At 48.9% G+C, this 21583-nt stretch carries 19 protein-coding genes; 11 read left to right on the forward strand and 8 right to left on the reverse strand.

Annotated elements, in window-relative coordinates; genetic code table 11:
* Positions 1-135: 135 nt before the first annotated feature.
* From nadD to M2133_RS00070, 3 genes are read right to left on the reverse strand one after another with little or no spacing between them, the layout of a single operon-like run.
* Positions 136-699 carry a nicotinate (nicotinamide) nucleotide adenylyltransferase gene (nadD, locus tag M2133_RS00060; protein WP_277463895.1) on the reverse strand — a complete coding sequence of 188 codons (564 nt, stop codon included), beginning with the start codon at positions 697-699 and terminating at the stop codon, positions 136-138.
* Positions 696-1265 carry a guanylate kinase gene (gene gmk, locus M2133_RS00065; protein WP_277463896.1) on the reverse strand — a complete coding sequence of 190 codons (570 nt, stop codon included), beginning with the start codon at positions 1263-1265 and terminating at the stop codon, positions 696-698. Before gmk ends, nadD begins: the two co-directional genes overlap by 4 nt.
* Positions 1255-2127, reverse strand: a complete 873-nt coding sequence (locus M2133_RS00070; protein ID WP_277463897.1) for a YicC/YloC family endoribonuclease — start codon at positions 2125-2127, stop codon at positions 1255-1257. The genes gmk and M2133_RS00070 overlap by 11 nt, the downstream gene beginning before the upstream one ends.
* Positions 2128-2287: 160 nt before the next feature.
* Here M2133_RS00070 and tsaB point away from each other — a divergent pair, with 160 nt between their 5' ends.
* Complete coding sequence (gene tsaB / locus M2133_RS00075) at positions 2288-3001, forward strand: tRNA (adenosine(37)-N6)-threonylcarbamoyltransferase complex dimerization subunit type 1 TsaB (protein WP_277463898.1); 714 nt, start codon at positions 2288-2290, stop codon at positions 2999-3001.
* A gap of 310 nt (positions 3002-3311) precedes the next feature.
* Here tsaB and M2133_RS00080 read toward each other — a convergent pair whose 3' ends face one another.
* Positions 3312-5006 carry a DUF6377 domain-containing protein gene (locus M2133_RS00080; protein ID WP_277463899.1) on the reverse strand — a complete coding sequence of 565 codons (1695 nt, stop codon included), beginning with the start codon at positions 5004-5006 and terminating at the stop codon, positions 3312-3314.
* An 84-nt stretch (positions 5007-5090) separates the two neighbouring features.
* Here M2133_RS00080 and M2133_RS00085 point away from each other — a divergent pair, with 84 nt between their 5' ends.
* The 4 genes from M2133_RS00085 (at position 5091) to M2133_RS00100 (ending at position 11729) form a co-directional block, all read left to right on the forward strand.
* Positions 5091-5462: an MmcQ/YjbR family DNA-binding protein gene (locus M2133_RS00085; RefSeq protein ID WP_277463900.1), complete on the forward strand. Its 372-nt coding sequence runs from the start codon at positions 5091-5093 to the stop codon at positions 5460-5462.
* Between the two features lie 1436 nt (positions 5463-6898).
* Complete coding sequence (locus tag M2133_RS00090) at positions 6899-9430, forward strand: GLUG motif-containing protein (RefSeq protein ID WP_277463901.1); 2532 nt, start codon at positions 6899-6901, stop codon at positions 9428-9430.
* A gap of 378 nt (positions 9431-9808) precedes the next feature.
* Positions 9809-10618 (forward strand): hypothetical protein, encoded by an 810-nt coding sequence (locus M2133_RS00095; protein WP_277463902.1) that lies wholly within the window; start codon positions 9809-9811, stop codon positions 10616-10618.
* Positions 10619-10625: 7 nt separating this feature from the next.
* On the forward strand, positions 10626-11729 hold the full coding sequence (locus tag M2133_RS00100) for a helix-turn-helix domain-containing protein (protein WP_277463903.1): 1104 nt from the start codon (positions 10626-10628) through the stop codon (positions 11727-11729).
* Here the strand turns inward: M2133_RS00100 and M2133_RS00105 are convergent.
* From M2133_RS00105 to clpB, 3 genes are all read right to left on the reverse strand, one after another.
* Positions 11726-12403 carry an OmpA family protein gene (locus M2133_RS00105; RefSeq protein ID WP_277463904.1) on the reverse strand — a complete coding sequence of 226 codons (678 nt, stop codon included), beginning with the start codon at positions 12401-12403 and terminating at the stop codon, positions 11726-11728. The two genes, M2133_RS00100 and M2133_RS00105, sit on opposite strands and share 4 nt — an antisense overlap.
* A 76-nt stretch (positions 12404-12479) precedes the next feature.
* Positions 12480-12803 carry a hypothetical protein gene (locus M2133_RS00110; protein ID WP_277463906.1) on the reverse strand — a complete coding sequence of 108 codons (324 nt, stop codon included), beginning with the start codon at positions 12801-12803 and terminating at the stop codon, positions 12480-12482.
* Positions 12804-13165: 362 nt separating this feature from the next.
* The gene (gene clpB, locus M2133_RS00115) at positions 13166-15754 is read right to left on the reverse strand and encodes an ATP-dependent chaperone ClpB (RefSeq protein WP_277463907.1); all 2589 of its coding nucleotides are present in this window, start codon (positions 15752-15754) and stop codon (positions 13166-13168) included.
* Positions 15755-15840: 86 nt separating this feature from the next.
* Between clpB and M2133_RS00120 the strand changes: the two genes are divergently transcribed.
* Positions 15841-16044: a hypothetical protein gene (locus M2133_RS00120; RefSeq protein ID WP_277463908.1), complete on the forward strand. Its 204-nt coding sequence runs from the start codon at positions 15841-15843 to the stop codon at positions 16042-16044.
* An 8-nt stretch (positions 16045-16052) separates the two neighbouring features.
* Here the strand turns inward: M2133_RS00120 and dapA are convergent, their stop codons facing one another.
* On the reverse strand, positions 16053-16946 hold the full coding sequence (gene dapA, locus M2133_RS00125; protein WP_277463910.1) for a 4-hydroxy-tetrahydrodipicolinate synthase: 894 nt from the start codon (positions 16944-16946) through the stop codon (positions 16053-16055).
* 522 nt (positions 16947-17468) lie between these two features.
* Here dapA and M2133_RS00130 point away from each other — a divergent pair.
* The 5 genes from M2133_RS00130 to M2133_RS00150 are packed head-to-tail and all read left to right on the forward strand — an operon-like array spanning position 17469 to position 21351.
* Positions 17469-17768 (forward strand): STAS domain-containing protein, encoded by a 300-nt coding sequence (locus tag M2133_RS00130; protein ID WP_277463911.1) that lies wholly within the window; start codon positions 17469-17471, stop codon positions 17766-17768.
* Positions 17769-17782: 14 nt separating this feature from the next.
* The gene (locus M2133_RS00135) at positions 17783-18202 is read left to right on the forward strand and encodes an ATP-binding protein (protein ID WP_277463913.1); all 420 of its coding nucleotides are present in this window, start codon (positions 17783-17785) and stop codon (positions 18200-18202) included.
* A 2-nt stretch (positions 18203-18204) separates the two neighbouring features.
* On the forward strand, positions 18205-19347 hold the full coding sequence (locus tag M2133_RS00140; protein ID WP_277463914.1) for an ATP-binding protein: 1143 nt from the start codon (positions 18205-18207) through the stop codon (positions 19345-19347).
* The gene (locus M2133_RS00145) at positions 19337-20170 is read left to right on the forward strand and encodes a HAMP domain-containing sensor histidine kinase (RefSeq protein ID WP_277463916.1); all 834 of its coding nucleotides are present in this window, start codon (positions 19337-19339) and stop codon (positions 20168-20170) included. Before M2133_RS00140 ends, M2133_RS00145 begins: the two co-directional genes overlap by 11 nt.
* 14 nt (positions 20171-20184) lie before the next feature.
* Positions 20185-21351 carry a SpoIIE family protein phosphatase gene (locus tag M2133_RS00150; RefSeq protein ID WP_277464308.1) on the forward strand — a complete coding sequence of 389 codons (1167 nt, stop codon included), beginning with the start codon at positions 20185-20187 and terminating at the stop codon, positions 21349-21351.
* Positions 21352-21583 lie beyond the last annotated feature (232 nt).

Raw genomic sequence — 21583 nt, forward strand, 5'->3', positions numbered from 1 at the left:
ATAAGAATCCTAGGACTCCTTTCTCTTATGAGTTCCTATGAGTTCTTATGAGTTCTTATGAGTTCTTATGAGTTCCTATGAGTTCCTATGAATTCTTATGAGTTCCTATGAGTTCCTATGAGTTCCTATGAGCTCTTATGAATTCTTAAAGAAAGCCCTCACTTTCTCCGGCAAAAAAAAGCGAACATCCTCCCCTTGCCGGAAAGACTCCCGAATAAACGTCGAAGAAATCTCAATGATCGGCGCCTCCATCAACTTAACATCCGCATAGCCTTCGGGAATATGCATCGTATAGCCCGCCCGGGGATAGATGCGTATGGGGTAGTTGGCGATCAACTGCTCGTGGTCTTTCCATCGCTCGATGCGCGCCCAATTGTCGGCGCCCATAATAAACACGAACCGGTAGTCCGGATAGGCCTGCCGGAGCGCACGCAATGTATCTATCGTATAGGTGGGCTGAGGCAGATGAAACTCAAAATCGCTGGCTTTGAAGCGGGGATCACCGTCGATCGCCGCCTCCATCATCTCCAACCGCAACCGGTTGTCCATCAGGCTATCGGCTTCTTTCAACGGATTCTGCGGGGTGATCAGAAACCAGACTTCGTCGAGCTTCTCATATACGCAGATCCAGTTGGCCAACGCCAGATGTCCGATATGCACCGGATTGAAAGAGCCGGAGTAGATGCCGATCTGTTTCATTGGGAGAGGAAATGGCGGATGGTTTGATAGGCTTCCTCCTGGGCTTGCTCCAGGTTGTCGTTCACAATCACCACATCGAAGCGGGGACTGAAACTCAATTCGTATTCCGCTTTTGCCAAGCGCTGTTCGATCAGTTCCGGCGCGTCGGTACCCCGGCTCTCGAGCCGCCGCCGCAGTTCCTCGAGGTGAGGTGGCCGGATGAAGACGGCCAATGCCCGGTCGCCATAATATTCTTTGATGCGGCAGCCGCCGACCACATCGACATCGAAGATCACATTGTCGCCGTTCTGCAATCGGCGCTCGACCTCGCTCTTGAGCGTGCCGTAGAATTTATCCGTATAGACTTCTTCGTATTCGAGGAACTCGCCGGCTTCGATCCGCCGGCGAAAGGCTTCGGGCGAAAGGAAATAGTATTCCACCCCGTCTTTCTCCGTTCCCCGCGGCGCCCGGCTGGTGGCGGAGATCGAGAAGTGCAGGTTCAATTCCTTTTGTTGCAACAGGTGATTGATCACCGTTGATTTGCCGGAACCGGAAGGGGCGGAGAAGATAATCAGTTTAGAGGACATTGAGCACTTGTTCTTTGATTTGTTCCAGTTCGTCTTTCATCTGCACGACGATCTTTTGCATTTCCACATGATTGCTTTTGGAGCCGAGCGTATTCACCTCGCGTCCGATCTCCTGGGCGATAAAGCCTAACTTCTTGCCCGGACTGGTTTCGTCTTTGATCGTAGTCAGGAAGTAGGTCAGATGGTTTTTCAACCGGCTCTTCTCTTCGTTGATATCCAGCTTCTCGATATAGTAGATCATCTCCTGCTCGAAGCGGTTTTTGTCGTAATCCTTTTCGGCCACCTTCTCGAGGTTATCGATGATGCGGGCTTTGATCTTCTCGATGCGCTCGCCTTCGTATTGCTCCACTTCGGTGAGCAGGTGGTCGATATTGGCAATCTTCTTTTCGAACAGGTGAAAGAGCATTTCGCCTTCCTGGCGGCGGAAGTCCTGCAACTGCTTGATCGCGTCTTCGACTGTGGTACGCACCACAATCCATTCCGACTCTTCCAGTTCGGCCACTTCGGCTTTGATCACATCCGGCAGGCGCAGCAATACCTGGAACCAGTCTTGCGGCAGCTCCATCTTCATGCCGTCGGCAATCGTTTTGATCTGGTTGTAATAGCTTTCTACGGCGGCCACGTTGATCTGCGTCGGGATATCTTTGCCGATATTCTCGACCTGGATATTGAGCTCGATCTTTCCTCTTTCGACGGTCTGGAGCAGGAGAGAGCGCAGTTCCATCTCTTTTTCTTTATACACGGGCGGGATGCGGGTGGATATATCTAATTGCTTACTGTTTAATGCTTTGATCTCAACAGTTACTTTTTTCGCGGGTAATTCGGCAGTAACCTTACCGAAGCCGGTCATCGATTGTATCATATATTTAATGAAGTTAGTAGGCAGAAGTTGGAAGTCATAAGCTTATAACAATCACTCCTAAGCCATATTTGCCGCAAAGGTACATTATTCCCTGCAGAGTTCGGATACGAATGAATTTGTTTTTGTACTTTTGCCGTCTAATCTCCAACTTCTTACAACTATGCTTTTACATATAGAAACTTCTACCACCGTATGTTCGGTTGCTTTATCTGATCAGGGTCGATTGGTTTTCGAACGCGTCTCTTACGAAGGACCTTCCCATGCGGCTTTGGCCGGTGTGTTTGCCGAAGAAGCCTTGCAGCAGATGAAAATACAGGGCGGTACGCTCGATGCCGTGGCGGTCAGCAGCGGTCCCGGCTCGTATACCGGATTGCGCATTGGCGTATCCCTGGCGAAAGGGCTTTGTTTCGGGTATAATGTGCCATTGATCGCTCTGCCTACGCTCGAATTATTGGCCTATACAGCCATTCAAAAACATGTGGTTGGCTCCGGCGCGCTCTATTGCGCGATGATCGATGCCCGCCGGATGGAAGTCTATTCCGCCCTTTACGATGCAAAACTGGAAACGGTCCGCCCCGCCGAAGCCGAGATTATCACGGCGGAGAGCTATGCCGCTTACCTGGACAAAACCGAAGTCTGCTTCCTGGGCAACGGAGCGGCGAAATGCCGCGCACTTATTTCATCGGATAACGCTTATTTCCTCGATGATATTCATCCTCTGGCCGCCAATATGATTCCCCTGGCCGAAAAGCTTTACCAAACCGGCACCTTTGTCGATGCCGCCTATTACGAACCTTTCTACCTGAAAGAATTTCAGGCAACGATCGCAAAGAATAAAGTCTTGGGCGACCTTCCCACACCGCACGCGAAATAAAGCGCAAAACATTATACTTATAAAATAGAAATCCCCGGAGAGATAGTACTCTTCGGGGATTTTTCCTAAACAATCCGCAATAGTTCTAAACAATTGTATTTTTAAATGGTCTTATATCTTCGAACGATTCACATCGCTTTTTTTCTTTTACTTTTTTCGCTATACCACAAAACTAAACGGAAAAGGAATAGCCTTAAAAAGGTAAAGGCGATTTTGTAGATAGGTGTAAAGGTAAAAGCGTTGATGATTAGCCGGTTAATTTATTTGAGAACCGGAATTATGTAGATGCTTTGGAATGGAGAATGCCCGTTCAGGATAGCGAATCCGGTGCGTTCTGGCGGTTGGTCATACCGATCTTCATCACCCTGTCTTCGAACGCTTCCCGGTTGATGGCCGCTTTGTTACGCATTTTCGTCCGGTAGTTGTAAACCGTACTCATCGAGCAGCGCAGGAAACCGGCGATCTTGGTGCTGTCCGTAATGCCCAACCGCAACAGGGCGTAGATGCGCAGTTCTTTGTTCAACAGGTCGTCGTTCTTCAGGTTGATCTGCTCTTCCGCCGCCAGTAAGGCGTTGAAGTCGGCAACGAAGGTAGGGTAGAGGCTCAAGAAGATACTGTCGAAATGCATATACAACTCATCCAGTTCTTTATCGACAGCGGAGGTGGACTTCAACCTTTTCATCAATTCTTCGTATTGCCGGTTGATTCCCAAGCGATAGAGTGTTTTGCGGTTCTCTTCCATCTTATCGATATAGGCGGAACAGAGATCGAAGAACTGCGCGATATATTGCTCTTTGATGTAATTCGATTCCGACAGTTCCACGTTCTTATCATTCAACTGACTGTTGGCCTCGTTCAGTTCGAGGTTCAATTCCAATAGTTTCTGGTTGGTCTGCGATAATTCTTCTTTCACGCGGGAGAGCTTTTTCATCTGTTTATAGATGTAGAGCACCAACAGGATCAGGAAGACCGAGAGTATGCTGATCAGTGATAGATAGCGTTTTAGGGTCGCATTGGTTTTGGCCTCCTTCAACTGGTAGGAGGCGTTGATGATGGAATAGAACTCCGACATCTGTGCCGTGCGGAACTGCACGCCGGAGGACACCGCATCTTCGATCGCCGACTGGGCATAAAGAAACGCTTTCGAGATATCCCCGCTATTGTAATAGATACGCGCCAGCCGGTGGTAGGAGGTATTCTCCCTGATGGAGTTGCGGGCATCGGTGATGGCCGAGAGGATAAAATATTTCTTCTCCGCATCGCGTTGGCCCAACCGGCCGGCTACGGCGCCGAGATAATGGGTGATCAGGGCATACTCGGGCGTGTCGGCCTCTTCCGTTTCAAGCAGTCCGGTCAATAGCCGTTGGGCTTCAATGGTTTTCCGCTGATCGAGGTAGCGGTGTGCGATATTGATCTTATAAGCGAAAGAGGCTGTATCCAAGACCGCCAAGAGGGAATCGCGGTAGAGCTCCACCTCCCGGTATTTCGACTGGTTGCTCATCGCCCCGTAATGTTCATGGAAACGGGAGTAGGCCTCGTAGTAGTCGGGCAACAGCTTTTCCGGCAATTCCCGCGCATGCATGCCATCCAATATCTTTTTCGATTCGAAGAACCGTCCGGCGTAGGAATACAAGGTCGCCAGTTTGATTTCCGTCAGGTATCTGCGGTCGGAATCGTTCAGCGCCCGGCTGATCTCTATATTCTTTTCGGCATAACAGATGGCCGAGTCCAGTTTGAATTTCTTGTATTCGTCGGTGAGTTGGCGGTTGATCTCGTACACATATTCCCGCGAGGCATCTTTCGCTTCCAATAGCTTCTTGAGGCTGTTGATCCGTTGTTCTTTCTGCCGGTTGAATATCTCTTTGTTGTTGATGATATACGTCAGATCGTCGGACATCGCTTTCAGTTCATCTTTCGCGTGTGCCCAAACGGCGTTTGCCAGGCAAAAGAGAAAGAGAAAAAAGTATGTCCGAAAGAATGATCTGTTCCTGTTTTTTGATCCCACCGCTCTTTGTGTTGTGATTGTTTGTTACAAAAGTATTAAAAGTCATCCACTCTTTCTTATCTTTATCCGATAAAAACGACAAGTATGCATATCGAAGCATTCCGTGAACACTGTATGGCGGTGAAAGGCGCGACCGAGAGCACACCTTTTATCGATCCCGACGTGGTGGTTTTCAAGGTGATGGACAAGATGTTCGCCATGCTGGCATTGACACCGAAAGACGGGATCCACAAGGCCGACCTGAAATGCGATCCCGACTACACGCTGGAGCTGCGCGAGCGGTACGAAGGCATTGGCCCGAGCCATATAAAGACCACCCTGTTGTGGAACCGGATCGTATTGGCCAGTGATGTGCCGGACGCCCTGATCCGCTCTTTGATCAACCACGCGGTAGAAGAGGTCGTGAAGAAACTGCCAAAAAAGAAACAGGCGGAATACGCGAACATGCCCGGTTAGTCACTTGCTGGTGAAGTACAGTCGCAAATCTTCCAATTTCACAATACTTGAAAGCGCGCTTCGCGCGCAGTTTACGAACATATTAAATCCGTGTGATCCGTGGCTAAAACCCAAAAAAAAACCTCCGAACAAAGTTTTTCGTTTTTTTACTTACATCATACAGGATTTTCTTTTGCCTCTGTATATCAATTGTATAGCTATTTCGGATGGCAGAAAAAGCAATGAAAATCCTGTAAGTAACTTTCTGGTACCTGTTGGAGAGCCCCAACAGTGATCGGTTTAACATTGTCGCCTGTCCCGGCTGTATGATGGTAGTAAAAAAACGAAAAACGCTGTTCGGAATGATCGGTTTACCACTATTTGTCGCTTACATTTATTAACATCTTCCATTCGACTACAAAAGCACCTCCTTTACCGAAAAAGGCCGCCGGAGTTTTCCAAAAGGCCGCCGGAGTTTTCTAAAAGGCCGGCAGGGTTTTATAAAAGGCCGGCGGCCTTTTCGGCAAGGTCTGACGTTTTTTTAAGTATGCCTTTACCTTTCACCCGAAACGCTGATCAACACAGGGATCTGGCGGCCGGGTGAAAGGTGAATACCGGACTAAAAACTTTTATGTGAGAAACTTCCGGTAGTTTGCGCGCAAACTACTAATACTTTATCGCCAAACTACCGGTAGTTGGTGCGCAAACTACCGGAAGTTTGCGAAGGGGATATTAATGTCTTATTTTCAATGGTTTAGAAATCGCATCGAAGAAAATCTTCCGATTTTCTTCAGTAGTTGGTAGTTGGTAGTTAGTAGTTGGTAGGCGCGAAGCGGTAAATCGAAGGAAATGTGAAGGTGCAGGATAATAGCAGATGGACATTTCTGGCTCCCCTTCTTAGCTCCCACCACCCCGTCACGCCTCTGGCGTGCCACCCCTCCTCGGGCAGGAGGGGAATTGGGGTGGACCAGAGCCGTAGGCGATGGTGGGGTAGTTTGATCCTAATTTTGTATGAGATAGGTATTTATGATTTGTCAGAAGATCAAACTGCTCCACCACGGCAAGCTGTGGTCCCCCTCTTCTTATCCAAGAAGAGGAACTGAGATAGTCCACTTGCTACCCCGGAAAATCTTCAAGTTTCACAAGATTTGAAACCCCGCCACAGAGATCTCGCCGCAAGGTGCAAGGGGAGGTGAAAACTTTTATGTGTAGGGTCGTTTTTTTCATTCTGCTAAATCTTTTTGTGAATCCGTCAAGTTCTGTTGTTTGTCTGCTAAATATTTGCCTATTATATAAACCATTCTTTTTCAATCGCTGCCGTACCTTTGCCCTGTTGAAAGGACGCCCCCTCTCGTCGGGGCATCAAGTAACCGTTTATCGCACTCGGCAATCCGAAAAATTACTCAATTGGAATTACTCAATATCATATAATAATTTACACAAAAAAAAATCAAAAGATGAAACAAAAATTTTACACGTTATTATTAAGCGCCTTGGCGCTTTTGGTGTTTACGGGCAATGCGCTGGCGGAGACTGTAAACCATACGCTTTTTTTTCGCAACGGTACATTGCGCACCACGAACTCCGATACAGGAACTGAATATACCGGAAATGTTGGGAAATGGAGTGTCTCAGAAAATACGCTGACGCTTGATGGCTTTGAGTTTATAACAAGTGCAGATATTGCCTTGCAAGTAGTAAGTACGGATGCCAAACTTATATTGACTGACGGTAGTGTTAATACATTAGAAAGCACGCTAATTGGGAAAGGAAATTTTGGCATTTATGTAGAAAGAGGAAATTTAACGATTACCGGGAAGGGCCGTTTGAATGTAACAGTCCCTGCAAGTATTAGGCCAACAGCTGTTTATTTAAGTGGGAATCTAAGTGTACAAGGTGCTACTTTAGTCACAAAAGCAGGAGAAGATGGTAGTTATGAATCGGATGTGGCTAACAGATGTGCGGGAGTTTGGGCTACTGATATTGAGATTAAAGACGGTGGAACATTGAAAGCCATCTCGGGTGGTTCAGGGATTTATATGAGTGGTACACTTGAGCTTGCCTCAACTTGTAGTGTTTTCTCACAAGGGAAGATAGGTGCGATCTATGCTACTAATTTGCCTACTCCTGAAAGTTTTATATATTTTGCATCCACCGCATATGACGGAGATGAAGCAAAGACAGGAGAGATGAACCAAGGGCTTGGTACGTATATGATCCGTGACGAAACTGTTAAATATCTGCAGATCAACCCGAATATCGAAGATGGCCTAAAACCTGGCGTGGAGAGCTATCTTGTCAACTCCCAAGCCGGCTTAGCCGTACTGGCGGAGATTGTGGCTGGGGCAGGGGATTATGAAGAAGAAGCAAATTCATTGGCCGATTATACCTTTACGATGATGTCGGATATTGAACTAAAAGACGGAGAGCCTGGGATGGATGGTGAAACTGGTTGGATGTCGATTGGAATAGATAAAAAGCCTTTTAAAGGAACCTTCGACGGTAATGGTCATAAAATTACCGGGCTATGGATTAATAAACCAGAAGTTAATCAAGTCGGATTTTTTGGTGGAGTGAATAATGCTGTCATTAAAAATCTGGGTGTGGAGACTACGACTGCTGGGATTATAGGGGGAGAATTTGTTGGTGGGCTGATAGGAGCTACTTATCAGACTTCTGTTAGTAATTGTTATGCTTCCGGAACTATAGAGGCAAAAGGTGATTATGCTGGTGCTCTTATTGGGGACACGAATGGAGGTGTCATCATAAATAGTTATGCTTATGGCTCAGTTACTGCTGGTTCAGCCGCAGGTGGATTAGTCGGAGGAATGGAGGAAACGACGATCTCTAATTCTTACGCTGCTTGTGAAGTTGTTGCGACTTTTGGCGCAGGTGGATTAGTAGGAGGATGTAACGGAGGATCTTCCATTGAAAGTTGTGTGGTTGCCAGTCCATCTGTGGCTGCCCCGAATTTTGCGAATAGGGTTATAGGTGTTGGCGAAGAAGTAACCCTCTCCAACAACTACGCCTGGGTCGGCAATATCCCGGATGGAACAGACGAAACCTTTGTTCACGACGGTATGAACGGCGCCAACTGGTCGGGAGAAATGCCTGAGTCCTGGACTGAAGATCTATGGCTGATTGATCCTACGGGAGTACTAATGCCTAAACTGGCCATCTTTGGCGACAATCAACCGGATGTACTTAATCCGAAATACCAACCGGAAACTCCCGGCACCGGTGCCACCTACACCATCAACCTTGAAGTCGCCGATGGTATCGATATCGCTGGCTTGACGGCGGGGAATCATACGGTAGCTGAAGGCGATCACCTGTTCCTGCAGTTCCTTCCGGAAGACCGGACATTGGGGGCTGAAGATATCCTGTTCCTGATCGATGGCATCGAAACGGCCTTTACAGCTTCGGATGCGGGTAACTATTTCTCGTATATCCTCAACCCAGTGGATGCCGATCATACGATTTTGATTGCGCTGAAGGAATATCCCGTGACCCTGCCCGAGGTGGAAGGTATTATATATAATGTAGGGGCGGGTACGCATCTGGTGCCTTATGGCGAGAAGTTTACTTTCAGCCTGACGCTTGCCGATGGCATTGATCCGGAGAAGGTACATGTGTTTGCGAATGGTATCGAGGTGAAAGCCAACGAGCTGCGCTCAACCGTGCTGACTTATACGATTGATAAAGTGATTACTTCTATTGTTGTTGTTATCGAAGGAGCAGGCGGAACAACGGGCAATATTGATATTGCCTTCGGCAAGATCAATATTGCAATTGACAATGGACAATTGACAATTGACAATGGAACGGCTAATGCCATCGATGCGGCTGTCTATACTGTTACCGGCCAAACCTTTGTGCAACTTCGTGGACTTCGTGGTTCGAAAAGCGTTACGTTGCCGGCAGGTATCTACCTGGTAAAAGCCGGTAAGCAGACGTGGAAAGTAATGATTAATGATTCATTCGAATAGACGGTAGGCTATTTGGGTTGGGAGTGACTCAGAAGTATCTGATATACTATCAAAGCTCCTCTCCTGGACAGGAGAGGGGGACCGCTGCTTGCAGTGGTGGAGAGGTTGTCTTTTTTTATGTATTTATATATCAATATCTTAGGTTTTGCACAACCACTCCACCCCCGCAAGCGGCGGTCCCCCTCGCCTGACCAGGCGAGGAGCCAAGATGCTGGGTTTGATAACTTCTGATCCAGCCCCAACCCAGATACTTACAGTCACTACAAATAAAAGCAATGAGGGCGTGTCAAAATAGACATGCCCTCTTTTGTATTGTTTTTTTCTTTACCTTTGTTTGGTGTGCATTTAATGGATGAAGGAAAATAAATCAGGGCGTACATGTTTCAGGAATTATTACTACTATCTCCCTTTTTGATCTGTTTCTTCTGGGCAATCACCCTGGCGGTGGACTGGAAAAGGAACTGGCGGGTACAAAACCTTTGGATTATTGTGTTGGTTGTAGGTATGATCAATTCGTTTTACTGGATGTATATGGGCCGGACGGACCACCATTTGTTTAGCAAACTGGCCGTTTTGGTGGCGTATACCCATGCCGGCTTTTATGCCTTGTTGTTTCTGTTTTATCAGGCGCTGACCGACCGCCGCCCTTTCATGTGGAAAGACTACGCGGTATTACTGCCTCCGTTGTTGATGGGTGTGGTGTTTACGCTTTGTACGATTGTCCTGGGCACGGCGCATTTCGAAGATATGATGAGTGAGGTGAAAAGGCGGGAGGCGATTTTCGCTTTCGCCGGCTTTGCCAATATCGTGCAATACCTGATCGGGGCGTATCTGAATAATCTGTTGGCCTTGGTGTTGGTCAATGTGTTGTGTGTCCTTCTGATCGTTCGTAAGATCCGCACGAAAGAGAATCCGCGTCAGTTTTTCGCTTTGCCGGAAGGTTATTCCCAAGCGCATGCGAACCAGATGGTGTGGGCTTTATTTATCCTGTTGGTGTTTATGTTTATCTTTCTGGTGGGTGAATACCTCTATTTCATTGAAGATTATATTCCTTTCTATGTGCTTTTTGCGGTGCAGGGTGGTTTCTTCTATTTTATCAGTTATCAGGTGTATCGGCTCAGGGGAAGGAAGAGGAATCAAAGGAGTAGTCAGAGTAGTCAGAGTAGTCAGAGTAATCAAAGTAGTTAAAAAGGAGATGTTATACAATATACTTTATTTGGTGCCTTGTTTTTGTTGTCTTTTCTGGATAACGACCTTGTCGTTTGAGTGGAAGCGGAACGGGCGGGCGTTGAAGGCGGGCATTGGAGCCTTCCTGTTTATGGCGGTGGCTTCGTTTATCCGTTTCCTGTTTTTGCAGGAGAACGACGTGGGGCAGTATAGTCCGTTCTGGGATATTGTCGAGGTCTTTTGTGTTTTTGGTTTCTTGTCGTGCCTGGCTTTACTGATCCGGGCGTTGAGCCATGGGGACAGGCTGGGGTGGAAAGACTTTGGGGTATTCCTGCCCGGATTGTTGTTTAGCGTATTGTGTCTGACGGTTTATCTGTGGATCGGCCGGCAGGAGATGGCGATCTTGATTCGCGATACGGTTCATTCGTATGAGGAGAAGGTGTATCCGGATTCCCTCAGCCGCTTGTATGGCGTATTGTATATCTATGTTTATAAGGTATTTGTGTTGCTGTTTGTCAACGGATTATTGGTTTATGGCTGGAGGATTATGACGCGTCACCGGTTTGTGTTCCGTTTCCTTTTGACAACGCTTTTCTTCGCTTTGTTTCTGTTGACCTGGGATTATCTGGTTTTTCTAAAGATTTATATACTTATCGCCTTTAATATGTGTCTTTGGGGAGCAGCCTTGTATTACCTGGGCTATCAGCTTCTGCAGATAAAGAATGCGGCGGAAAGCCCGGCGGATGATACTATTCAGTCGGGAACAGGCGATAGCGAAATTGAAGCCTGGCTGCGGATCAAAGAGAAGCTTCATCCTGCTTTTACGCGGCTGATCGGGGAGGAGCAGGTTTTTCTGCAGCCCCACCTGCGGTTGGACGAATTGGCGCTTAAGGCGAATACGAACCGGACGTATCTGTCGCGCCTGTTGAATGAGGAATACGGTTGTGGCTTCTCGGAATTTATGGCGCGTAAGCGGATTGAATATGCTTGCGAATTGATACAAAATGACCGCGAGCTGTCACTGGAACAGGTCGCGGCCAAGTCTGGTTTTTTGCACGGTGCCACGTTCAGCCGAACGATCAAACAATATACCGGAATGACTTTCCGGGAGTGGCAGCGGAAAGACGATTAATTCAACGTTCCGGCCTGTGCTTCCTGGATCATCTTTTCGTTTGCCATGATGATGATCTCCACCCGGCGGTTCAAGGCACGGCCTTCGGCGGTACTGTTATCGGCCACCGGCTGATGAATTCCTTTGCCTTCGAAAGTCATGCGGCCACTGTTTACACCCTGGTACAACAGGAAGTCTTCCACACTCTTGGCGCGCTTTTCAGAGAGCGTCTGGTTGTAGTCGACCTTGCCCGTGTTATCGGTATGCCCGATGATACGCAGGTAGGTGTCCGGATTGTTCTTCAATGTCGTAGCAAAATTGGACAAGGCATTCTTGGAAGCGTCGCTCACTGTGCTCGAGTTGGTGGCAAACAGGATACCGGAGTCGAATGTGATCTTCAGGCCTTCGCCGTCGTTCACCTTTTCTACGGTCGCTTCGGGTACGGATTGTTCGATCTGTTGTTTTTGCTTGTCCATATTCTTGCCGATCAATGCACCGGCAGTGCCACCGACAGCCGCACCGATCACCGCGCCCAAGGCTGTATTTCCGGCAATAGCTCCGACACCGGCTCCTACGGCAGCTCCGCCGCCCACACCGATAGCCGTTCCTTTGGCCGTGTTATTCCATGTACCACAACTGGTGAAAACCAACGCCGCGCTAAGCAGCACCACTGAAAATAATTTTACGTTCTTCATCACTTTTTTTTCTATTAATAACTGTTTTACTTATAACAGAAAAACGTTTGAACTTGTTTATACCCCGTTCACATACTTATTCAAACATATCGATCGAATCGCAATATTCGAGCTCTCCTTGTACGATAAACATGATCTCTTCCGCGTCGAATTTGCCAACCCCGTCTTTCTTGGCGTTTTTCACCACGTAGGCAATCAGTTCGTCTTCATCGATTTCGATATCTCCTTCTTCGTCTTCATCGCTCAGATAACCTTTGGAGTCATAGAAATCATAGATCAGGTCTACGATGTAGTTGATATCATCGTCGCTAAACTTTTCTTTTAGCTCCAGAGGCAGATAGTTCCGGATAAATTTTACGGAATCATCCTCGTCGTAGTTGAATTCTTCTTTTTCACTCATAATGTTTTGTTTTATGGGTTATACAGAGACAAAGATAATGTTTTAATTGATAATGGATAATTGATAATGGATAATTCGGTGGGGTGAAAATAGAGAGAGTTGGTTTGTGGTGAAACAAGTACCAAGTAGTCGCGCCACTCGTCCTGAAAGGACAGTGAGCGCTGAAGGCGCGAAAGATTTGCTTTCGCGCCTTCAGCGCTCCGTTGTGTGCGTGGTGTGTCCGCCCCAGGGTTTCATAGACCTGACGGCCTATTCACCCTGGGCTAGGAGCTAACGCACTTTCAGCGCTCACTGTCCTTTCAGGACTATCATCGGAGATATCTACTTTGGCTAAGGCCGATTTTCGATTCAAAGGGTACTACTTAATTCCTAAACACCAGCTCATTGCCTTCCCTGTCAATGCGGATCGGATTGTCGCGCTGCACGGTTCCGGCCAATAGGGCTTTCGAGAGTTCGTTCAGTACGTACTTCTGGATCACGCGTTTGACGGGGCGGGCACCGAACTGCGGGTCGAAGCCTTCGGTCGAGATAAAAGCGACCGCCGCGTCCGTAAATTCAAGGGTGAAACCGTTCTTCGCCAGCATACGCTTCACGCCCGTGAGCTGCAGGCTAACGATCTGGCGGATCTCGTCTTCATCGAGCGGCGAGAACATCACGATCTCATCGATACGGTTCAGAAACTCCGGCCGGATGGTCTTTTTGAGCAATTCCAATACCTGCACTTTGGTTTCGTCAACGACCTCTTCCCGGTTGTCGGGCGTGATTCGCTCGAAATTCTCCCGGATCAGGGAGGAGCCCATATTGCTGGTCATGATAATGATGGTGTTCTTGAAGTTGACCACGCGCCCTTTGTTGTCGGTCAGGCGTCCGTCGTCCAACACCTGCAAGAGGATATTGAACACATCGGGATGCGCCTTCTCGATCTCGTCGAAGAGCACGACGGAATAGGGCTTGCGGCGGATGGCTTCGGTCAATTGACCGCCTTCGTCGTAACCGACATATCCCGGAGGGGCGCCGATCAGGCGGGTGGCGCTGAACTTCTCCTGGTACTCGCTCATATCGATACGCGTCATCATATTCTCATCGTCGAAGAGATATTCCGCCAGGGCTTTGGCCAGTTCGGTCTTCCCTACACCGGTGGTTCCCAGGAAGATAAACGAGCCGATCGGGCGTTTGGGGTCCTGCAGTCCGGCACGGCTGCGGCGTACGGCATCGGAGATCGCGCGAATGCCTTCTTCCTGTCCGACCACGCGGGTGTGCAACTCGTCTTCGAGGTTCAACAACTTCTCTCTCTCGCTCTGCAACATCTTATTGACCGGGATGCCCGTCCAGCGCGATACCACATCGGCGATATCTTCGCTGTCGACCTCTTCTTTGATCATCGCTTCGCTGCCTTGCATTTCATGCAGCTTGGCCTGTATCTCTTCGATCTCTTCCTCTTTGGCTTTGATCTTGCCGTAGCGCAACTCGGCCACCTTGCCGTAATCGCCTTCGCGCTCGGCTTTGTCGGCTTCGAACTTCAGGTGTTCGATGTCGATCTTATTCTGTTGGATCTGATTGATCCGGTCTTTCTCGCTCTGCCACTGGGCTTTCTGCTTTTTCTCTTCTTCTTTCAGGTTGGCAATCTCCTGGCCGAGCGACTCCAGCTTCGCTTTATCGTTCTCGCGTTTGATGGCCTCGCGTTCGATCTCCAATTGTTTGATGCGGCGCGATACCTCGTCGAGCGATTCGGGCACGGAGTCGACCTGGATACGCAGGCGGGCAGCCGCCTCATCCATCAGGTCGATCGCTTTATCCGGAAGGAAACGATCGGAGATATAACGCGACGACAACTGCACGGCGGCGATGATCGCATCGTCTTTGATCCGCACCTTATGATGATTTTCATACTTCTCCTTCAATCCCCTCAGGATCGAAATGGTATCCAGCTCGTCGGGTTCTTCCACCATTACGGTCTGGAAACGACGTTCCAACGCTTTGTCTTTCTCGAAGTACTTCTGGTATTCATCCAGCGTTGTCGCACCGATCGAACGCAGTTCGCCGCGGGCAAGCGCCGGTTTGAGGATATTCGCCGCATCCATCGCGCCTTCCCCTTTGCCGGCTCCGACCAGGGTATGGATCTCATCAATAAAGAGAATAATCTCGCCGTCCGATTGGACCACCTCGTTGACCACCGACTTCAGGCGTTCCTCGAACTCCCCTTTGTATTTGGCACCGGCAATCAGGGCGCCCATATCGAGTGAGAAGATCTGTTTGGATTTCAGGTTCTCCGGCACGTCACCCCGGATGATCCGGTGCGCCAGGCCTTCGGCGATCGCTGTCTTACCCACGCCGGGCTCGCCGATCAGGATCGGGTTGTTCTTCGTGCGGCGGCTAAGGATCTGCAAGACGCGCCGGATCTCATCGTCGCGTCCGATCACCGGGTCGAGCTTGCCGCTGCGCGCGCGTTCGTTCAGGTTGATCGCGTAACGCCCCAAGGCATCGTAGGTATCTTCCGCCGACTGGCTGTTCACCGTATTGCCTTTGCGCAATTCTTCGATGGCCTGACGCAGTTCTTTTTCCGTCACGCCGGCATCTTTCAGGATCTGGGAGGCTGTACTTTTCTCCGTCAATAGCGCCAGGATAATCGGTTCCAACGAGACATATTGGTCGCCCATCTTGCCGGAATAGTCAATCGCTTTCTGCAAAACGGCATTCGCCTCGCGCGACAGATAAGGATCACCACCCGATACCTTCGGGTACGATTCGATCTGCCGGTCCAGAACCAGGTTTATATTCGAAATGTTTACGCCCAACTTCTGAAAGAGGAAATTGGTTACCGTCTCACCTGTCAGAATGACTGCTTTGAGCAGGTGCGCCGGTTCAATCACCTGTTGGTTTTGGGCAGAAGCCAAGGATACAGCCTGCTGTACGGCTTCTTGTGCTTTGATTGTAAAATTGTTCAAATTCATTTGTTTATTCGGTTTTATCTTTTGTCCTTTTATCTATTATTCTGCAAAACAAATGCCAGAACAAAGAAATGCCAAAATGGCATATCTTGAAGGCTTTTCTTATTAATAACAATAAAGAGAGGGGGTTGGTTGAAGGGAGGGAAGAGGTTAAGGGGGAAGGGGCTAAGGGGTTTAAGGGGGCTAAGGGGCTTAAGGGGTTTAAAGGGCCTAAAAAATTAAGGAGTCCAAAGTTCCTTAAGCCCTTTAAACTCCTTAAATCCCTTAAACCCCTTAGGCCTCTTAACCCCTAATCGTTATTTCAACACTTAATATTCAACTGATGCAACACGTCCCGGATCTTCTCGAAGGTGCCGATGCGCGTGGGGACAAGCGGCAGGCGGAGTTTGTTCTGGATGAAGCCCATCATGTGCAACATACATTTGACGCCGGCGGGGTTGCCGTCGACAAAGAGCAGATCGAATAGTTCGGTAAAGCTATGATGGATGGTACGCGCGCTGGCATAATCACCGGAAAGGGAAAGGCGGACCATACGGCTGAATTCCCGGGGGAAAGCATTGCCGATCACCGAAATCACACCGATAGCACCCAAGGTGACCAATGGGAAGGTGATGCCGTCGTCGCCGGAGATCACATTGAAGTTCGCCGGTTTGTTTTTGATGATATCATCCATCTGGGTGATATTGCCCGATGCCTCTTTGACGGCAATGACATTCTTGAATTCCCGGGCAATGCGCAGGGTGGTTTCCGCCGTCATATTCACACCGGTTCTTCCCGGCACGTTGTAGAGTACGATCGGCAAGCGGGTGGCCATAGCGATGGCGCGATAATGCTGGTAGATCCCTTCCTGAGAGGGTTTATTATAATAAGGAACGACGGATAATATCGCGTCTATCCCTTCAAAATCATTTGCTTTCAATTGCTCCACAATCGCGCGGGTGCAGTTGCCACCCACACCTAATACAATCGGAATACGTCCGCGCACCCGGGTGACGACCAGGTTGACTATCTGTTTCTTCTCTTCTTCCGTCAGTGTCGGCGTTTCGGCCGTTGTGCCTAACACGACCAAATAATCCGTGCCATTCTGCAATTGATAGTCCACCAACTTGCCTAAAGCCTCATAGTCTACGCTGTCATCTTCATTGAAAGGAGTCAGAAGCGCCACTCCCATCCCTCGTAAATTAATATCCGCCATGGAGAAATTCTTCCTTTTGTAGTTTGCCATGCAAAAATAAACAAATAACCCATGCGGCTGACAGAAACGACTGAAAATATTCGTTTATTAAGTCTAAATGATCGCTAATACTTTTCTTTTTACTCTTTTTGTTTGTGCGTAAGAGCTATAACCTAAGGAATTAATGGCTCTTCGCCCGTTCTTTTTTTGCTTTTCTCCTTAACATTAGATCGTTTCACAGCTGTGGGCCGGTTGTTCCACACCTGTGGGCCGGTTGCTTCACAGCTGTGGGCCGATTGTTTCACAGCTGTGGAACGATCTAAAAATACCGAGAAACGAACTAAAACGCTTGCGTATGCGAACAAAACAGTCCGCAAGAAAGCGATAAGAGGCATAAATGAATGGTTTTGTTCCTGCAGGAGTTGAATTTTTTTACCTCATTACGTGATAGAACCCGGCAGAATCATTACATTTGCTCAATTTGAGAAAGATTCAATCAATTAGAGAAGCATTTACTCAATCAGAGAAGAAAACGAAACAAGTATGAAGATAAAGATCGAACCGGGTGAGGAAACCCTGATCTATTTGTCGGGCCAGCTGGATACGCTGACGGCGATAGATTTTGAGAAAGAGATACACAAGATATTGAATACGGACACAAAAGCCGTTGTATTGGATGGCGCGGAGTGGACTTATGTGAGCAGTGCCGGATTGCGCCTATTGCTTACCCTGCAGAAGGGCATGACAGTGAAGAAAGGCAGTTTCCGCCTGCGCCGGATCAATGCTGATATCATGGATATCTTTAATATCACCGGATTCTCTTCGATCCTGACGATCGAATAGCCCCGATCTGCGCTGTGGGAAAGCCGAAAGAGATACGATTGAAGAATGAACTGAGCCAGTTGAGGCGGCTCAGCGCGTTTGTCTCGGAGAAGTCTACCGACTTTAATCTGGATCAGAAACTATGCCTGCGGCTCAATCTGGCGTTGGAAGAGGCGGTGACCAATGTGATTATGTATGCTTACCCGGAAGGCATGGAGCCGAAACGGATTACGGTGCGCATGGAGAAAATGGACGATAAACTGGTGATTACACTGATCGACGCGGGTATGGCGTTCGATCCGACCGCCAAAGAGCAGCCCGATCTTGCACAACCGGCCAACGACCGGCCGATCGGCGGATTGGGCATTCACCTGATCCGGGAGATCATGACCGAAGTGAGCTATTGCCGCCGGAGAGACAGAAACAGACTTACCCTCATTAAGGATTTACACTGAATATGGCAGATTTTAATGTGAAAGATATACAACGGCTGAAGCTGAAGATACAGATTGCCGAGAAGACCTTTCTGGTCGGCGCGGTAGTCACCGGCTTTGCGATTTATTATAACTGGGACACTGCCTTCGGGCTGTTGATCCTCGGATTGATCGTGCTTCAGATCGTGAAGTCGCGCTGGAAAAAGCAGTTGCGGCAGAAAGAGTATCTGGCTAAGGTGGTCGAGGAACGTACGATCGAGTTGCGGGTGCAGCGCGACCAGGTCTTGCAGGAATCGGAGAAACTGTCGAAAGCCTTGGACGACCTGGCCGACGCGCAGGATGAACTGGTGCGCAGCGAACGCCTGGCTACCGTCGGGCAACTGACCAAAGGGCTGGTCGACCGGATTCTCAACCCCTTGAATTACATTAATAACTTCGCCGGCTTGTCGCTCGAGCTGGTTTCCGACCTGCAGAAGAATCTGCGCAATGAAGAAACCGCGGTGAGTAAGGAGAACTACGAGGACTCGCTGGAGATCATCGCAATGATTACCGGCAACCTGCAGAAGATCACCGAGCATGGCGCCAATACGGTGCGCATCGTCAAAGCCATGGAAGAGCTCTTGAAAGACCATCGGGGCAATTTCACCCCGGCCGATATCAATCACCTCTGCAAGATCAACCTGGATATTATCGCCAAGAGCTACGAAAAAGAGATTCAAAACAAGCAGATCGAATTGGTTTTCGAAGGCCTGGCGTTGCCCATTATGATCGATGTGCATATCGAACAGATGGGAAAGGTGTTGCAGAGCATCTACCAGAACGCGATCTATGCCCTACTGAAAAAGGCGGAGAAAGAAACGTACGACCCGACCTTGCTGGTGCGCCTGCGTCGGGAAGGACAGTATATCGTGATTTATATCCACGACAACGGCATCGGCATCGAAGAGAATATCAAAGAAAGGATCTTCGAACCGTTCTTTACCACCAAGCCGACCTCGGAAGCCTCCGGCACGGGATTGTACCTGAGCCGTGAAGTGGTGTTGAACCACCGGGGTTCACTGACGGTGACCGGCGAGAAGAATAATTATACGGAATTTGTCCTGTCCGTTCCGATACATCAATATATAGAACCACCCAAAGAAGCGGAAGAAGAAGATGAAGACTGATCCGAAAGAAAGAATCGAATACCTCGAGAAGCAGCTCAGCCGGCAAGATAAACTGGCGTCGCTGGGCATGTTAAGCGCGGGCATTGCCCATGAGATACAGAATCCGCTTAACTTTGTTATCAATTTCAGCAAGCTCTCAGCCAAATTGTTGAAAGATATGGAAGAGCTGTTGTCGGAAACCGACTCGCTACTGTCGGAAGAGACGCGCGAAGAGTTTCGCGAATTGATGAACGACCTGGAAGGCAATATGCTGAAGATCGAAGAGAATGGCAACCGCGCTTCGAGCATCGTACGTGGGATCCTGCTCTATTCGCGCGGCAAAGATGACTTCCTGGAAACGGATCTGCAGCACCTGATCCACGAATATGTCTGGCTGTCGTATCATGCCGTGCGGGCAAACAATAAGAGTTTCAACGTGACGATCCAGGAGAACTACGCCGAGGATGTGCCGGTATTGAAAGTGATCCCGCAAGACCTGAGCCGGGCGGTGATCAATCTGGTCAACAATGCCTGTTATGCCGTGTTCAGCCGTTCGAAGATGGCTGCGGAGGCACCCTATACGCCGGTGATCAAGATCAACCTGTGGCGCGAAGGCGACTGGGTGAAGCTGAGCGTCGAAGACAACGGGGTGGGCATGCCCGAGGCTGTTGTGGAGCAACTCTACACGCCGTTCTTTACGACCAAACCCGTCGGCGAAGGCACCGGACTGGGCTTGTCGCTGACCAAATCAATCGTAGAAGGAAAACATAAAGGCAAAATAGAGATGGAAACGCGGGAGAATGCATATACTCGCTTTGTGATCTCTCTGCCGGTTACATTATAAGAAGGAGAACAATGATACCCATAAAAATACTCAGCGTAGACGATGAACAAGACCTGGAGATATTACTGACACAGTATTTCCGGCGGAAGATTAAAAAGGGGGAATACGAATTCACCTTTGTACATAATGGGTTGGAAGCGCTTCAGGCGATCCTGACCCAGCCCGATTTCGATATTATCCTCAGCGATATCAATATGCCGGAGATGGATGGGCTTACCTTGTTGACCAAGATCAACGAGCTGCGCAATCCGGCGATGAAATGCATTATGGTGTCGGCCTATGGCGATATGGACAATATCCGTACGGCGATGAACCGGGGCGCTTTCGACTTCACCACCAAGCCAATCAATCTGGAAGACCTGGATCGCACGATCGAGAAGGCGATCGAGCAGATCCGCTTCATCAAGAACGCGCAACATGAACACCTGCAACTCAAGTCGATCCAATCCGACCTGAAGATCGCCCGGGAGATTCAGGAGACGATCCTGCCGAAGGAATTCAATCCTTTCCCCGAAGCGAAGTCGTTTGATATCTATGCCTATATGAGCGCCGCCAAGTATGTGGGGGGCGACTTTTACGATTTCTTTACCATCGATCAGGACCGTTTGGGTTTTGTCATTGCCGACGTATCAGGCAAAGGCGTGCCAGCCGCCATCTTTATGGCAATCAGCCGCACGGTGATCCGCGCGATTGCCCTGACGGAGAACTCGGCAGCCCAATGCATGAAACGAGCCAACGAGCTCCTGTGTAAAGAAAGTGTGAATGATATGTTTGTGACCGTGTTCTACGGTATCCTGGATATCCATACGGGACGGATCACCTATTCCAATGCCGGACATAATCCACCGGTACGCATGACCGAGGGCAACCAGGCATCCTTTATCGAGATGACCGGCGACCATATCCTGGGCGCCATCCCCAACGCCACGTTCCACGAGAAAGAACTGCAGCTGATGCCGGGCGACAGCCTGTTTCTCTATACCGACGGCATCACCGAAGCCCGGAATAAAAACAACGAACTCTTCGGCGACAAGCGCCTGATGGAGCGTTGCCGCGAACTGACAGGCAAGACCTCGCAGGAGATTGTGGATAGCATTACCGAGACGGTAGGTGATTTCGTGCTTGGGGCGGTTCAGTCGGATGATATTACGCTGTTGACGATTTCTTATAAGGGGGAGTAAGGGGCTTAAAGGGCTTAAGGGGCTTAAGGGAAATTAGGAACTCATAAGAACTCATAAGAACTCATAGGAACTCATAGGAGCTCATAAGAACTCATAGGAACTCATAAGAACTCATAGGAACTCATAAGAACTCATAGGAACCCTAGGACTCCTAGGAAATCCTAGGGCTCCTTTCTCTTATGAATTCCTATGAGTTCTTATGAGTTCTTATGAGTTCCTAAATAGAAAAAAG

The sequence above is a fragment of the Parabacteroides sp. PF5-6 genome (genome assembly GCF_029504695.1).
Taxonomy (GTDB): Bacteria; Bacteroidota; Bacteroidia; order Bacteroidales; family Tannerellaceae; genus QVMG01.

Bases quoted from the DNA above. Each gene is read 5' to 3' on its own strand.
- nadD (WP_277463895.1), bottom strand. From the start codon at position 699: ATGAAACAGATCGGCATCTACTCCGGCTCTTTCAATCCGGTGCATATC.
- gmk (WP_277463896.1), bottom strand. From the start codon at position 1,265: ATGTCCTCTAAACTGATTATCTTCTCCGCCCCTTCCGGTTCCGGCAAA.
- M2133_RS00070 (WP_277463897.1), bottom strand. From the start codon at position 2,127: ATGATACAATCGATGACCGGCTTCGGTAAGGTTACTGCCGAATTACCC.
- tsaB (WP_277463898.1), top strand. From the start codon at position 2,288: ATGCTTTTACATATAGAAACTTCTACCACCGTATGTTCGGTTGCTTTA.
- M2133_RS00085 (WP_277463900.1), top strand. From the start codon at position 5,091: ATGCATATCGAAGCATTCCGTGAACACTGTATGGCGGTGAAAGGCGCG.
- M2133_RS00090 (WP_277463901.1), top strand. From the start codon at position 6,899: ATGAAACAAAAATTTTACACGTTATTATTAAGCGCCTTGGCGCTTTTG.
- M2133_RS00095 (WP_277463902.1), top strand. From the start codon at position 9,809: ATGTTTCAGGAATTATTACTACTATCTCCCTTTTTGATCTGTTTCTTC.
- M2133_RS00100 (WP_277463903.1), top strand. From the start codon at position 10,626: ATGTTATACAATATACTTTATTTGGTGCCTTGTTTTTGTTGTCTTTTC.
- M2133_RS00105 (WP_277463904.1), bottom strand. From the start codon at position 12,403: ATGAAGAACGTAAAATTATTTTCAGTGGTGCTGCTTAGCGCGGCGTTG.
- M2133_RS00110 (WP_277463906.1), bottom strand. From the start codon at position 12,803: ATGAGTGAAAAAGAAGAATTCAACTACGACGAGGATGATTCCGTAAAA.
- clpB (WP_277463907.1), bottom strand. From the start codon at position 15,754: ATGAATTTGAACAATTTTACAATCAAAGCACAAGAAGCCGTACAGCAG.
- dapA (WP_277463910.1), bottom strand. From the start codon at position 16,946: ATGGCGGATATTAATTTACGAGGGATGGGAGTGGCGCTTCTGACTCCT.
- M2133_RS00130 (WP_277463911.1), top strand. From the start codon at position 17,469: ATGAAGATAAAGATCGAACCGGGTGAGGAAACCCTGATCTATTTGTCG.
- M2133_RS00140 (WP_277463914.1), top strand. From the start codon at position 18,205: ATGGCAGATTTTAATGTGAAAGATATACAACGGCTGAAGCTGAAGATA.
- M2133_RS00145 (WP_277463916.1), top strand. From the start codon at position 19,337: ATGAAGACTGATCCGAAAGAAAGAATCGAATACCTCGAGAAGCAGCTC.